The sequence below is a fragment of the Brachybacterium nesterenkovii genome (genome assembly GCF_900163655.1).
Lineage (GTDB): Bacteria > Actinomycetota > Actinomycetes > Actinomycetales > Dermabacteraceae > Brachybacterium > Brachybacterium nesterenkovii.
Genome location: NZ_FWFG01000063.1, coordinates 1 through 1,234 on the forward strand (window position 1 = coordinate 1; position 1,234 = coordinate 1,234).

Annotated in this window: 3 protein-coding genes, 1 pseudogene and 1 other annotated feature; all 4 genes and pseudogenes read left to right on the top strand. The window is 65.2% G+C overall.

Annotated elements, in window-relative coordinates:
- The first annotated feature begins 208 nt into the window (after positions 1-208).
- Positions 209-330: a sequence feature (AL1L pseudoknot), on the top strand.
- The 4 genes and pseudogenes from FM110_RS07025 to FM110_RS14920 all read left to right on the top strand — a co-directional run bounded on the left by FM110_RS07025 (position 244) and on the right by FM110_RS14920 (position 1,171).
- A complete protein-coding gene (locus FM110_RS07025) occupies positions 244-438 on the top strand; it encodes a hypothetical protein (RefSeq protein ID WP_087103966.1) in 195 nt (64 codons plus the stop codon). It overlaps the preceding feature by 87 nt.
- Positions 439-450: 12 nt before the next feature.
- Positions 451-534, top strand: a pseudogene (locus FM110_RS14750) (IS3 family transposase); the annotation flags it as partial.
- Positions 511-891: a DDE-type integrase/transposase/recombinase gene (locus FM110_RS14540; protein ID WP_087103968.1), complete on the top strand. Its 381-nt coding sequence runs from the start codon at positions 511-513 to the stop codon at positions 889-891. The pseudogene FM110_RS14750 and the gene FM110_RS14540, both read left to right, overlap by 24 nt.
- Positions 866-1,171, top strand: a complete 306-nt coding sequence (locus tag FM110_RS14920) for an integrase core domain-containing protein (RefSeq protein WP_407641034.1) — start codon at positions 866-868, stop codon at positions 1,169-1,171. The genes FM110_RS14540 and FM110_RS14920 overlap by 26 nt, the downstream gene beginning before the upstream one ends.
- Positions 1,172-1,234 lie beyond the last annotated feature (63 nt).

The following is a 1,234-nucleotide window of genomic DNA, read 5'->3' on the forward strand; positions in this document are numbered from 1 at the left end:
TCAACGGCAGGCTCGAGCACCTGCGCGGCTCGGCGCTGGGGTTCCGCAACCTGACCAACTACATCGCCAGATCCCTGCTCGAGACCGGCGGGTTCAGACCCCGACTACACCCTGGATTCGGATGAGCCCCTATGGGGTCGTCGACAATGCAGGATCCCGCGTCTACGGTGACGCTCATGGCCGCCTGAGTACCTGAACTTGACATAGGAGCATCGCGGAGCTCGACCGCCCACAGCGTTGATCGTGGAGTACATCGACCAGTACAGGCATGAGTTCGGCGTTGAGCCGATCTGTCGAACGCTGACCGCAGCGGGCACGCAGATCGCGCCGAGCACGTACTACGCGTTCACGACCCGCCCACCCTCGAAGCGAGGACTACGCGACGAGGAACTGCTGGTCGAGATCCACCGCGTCCATGCGGCGAACTTCGGCGTCTAGGGGGCGAAGAAGGTCCACGCTCAGCTGCGCCGCGAGGGTGTCGTCATCGCGCTTTGCACGGTCGAGCGGCTCATGCGCGGCGCGGGGTTGCGAGGGGTCGGCCGGGCCAAGGGCCCGCGCACCACGATCTCCGGTCGTGGCCCGGATAATCGTCTTGACCGGGTCGAACGTGACTTCACTGCGACCGTTCCGAACCAGTTGTGGGTCGCGGATATCACCTACTGCCGCACCTTTGCCGGCTGGGTGTATGCCGCGTTCGTCATCGATGTGTTCTCCCGCCGCGTGGTCGGCTGGCAGCTGTCGAAGTCGCTGCGGACGGACCTCGCGTTGGACGCGCTCGAGATGGGCATCTGGACCCGCGATCACGCAGGCCAGGCCGTTTCCGGGCTCACGCACCACAGCGATAAGGACGCTTCAGTACGTCGCCATCTGCTACACCGAGCGTTTTGCTGAGGCCGGCGCGGCCGCCTCGTTCGGCTCCACCGGCGACTCGTATGACAATGCCCTGGCCGAGGCCTTCAACTCGCTGTTCAAGGCTGAACTGGTCCGCAACCGCGGGCCCTGGAAGAACATCGACGACCTCGAGATCGCGACCGCGGAATACATCGACTGGTTCAATCACCGGCGACTTCACGGCGAGATCGGCATGATCCCGCCCGTCGAGCTCGAGGACACCTACCATCACAACCACCCCGCACCGGCACCCGCCGACGCGGCACTTGCGAGCCTCTAACAAACCCGGGATGCTTCTATGTTGTGTCAAGCCGCGGCGGCGGCGCCCGGGACGGGGTGGGCA